Source organism: Leptolyngbya sp. CCY15150, assembly GCF_016888135.1.
Classification (GTDB): Bacteria; Cyanobacteriota; Cyanobacteriia; order RECH01; family RECH01; genus RECH01.
Genome location: NZ_JACSWB010000241.1, coordinates 1 through 285 on the forward strand (window position 1 = coordinate 1; position 285 = coordinate 285).

Genomic DNA, 285 nt, shown 5'->3' on the forward strand with positions numbered 1-285 from the left:
CCTTCTTTGACATCAATGCCACAACCGGTGCTCTGTCGTTCATCAACGCCCCTGATTTTGAAAACCCCCTCGATGACGGCACCGACAATACCTATGCTGTTGAAGTAACTGTCACGGATGCTGGGGGGCTGAGTGCCGCGCAACTGCTCACCATTACCGTCACTGATGTTGCCAATGAAGCAACGTCTTCAGATGACATCTTGAATGGCACTGAAGAGAATGACGCCTTGGATGGCGGCGAAGGGGATGACACCCTAAATGGCGGCGGTGGGGACGATCGCCTCT

General features: G+C 54.0%; 1 pseudogene. It reads left to right on the forward strand.

The features are described 5' to 3' along the window. A pseudogene (locus JUJ53_RS18585) lies at nt 1-285 on the forward strand (hypothetical protein); the annotation flags it as partial.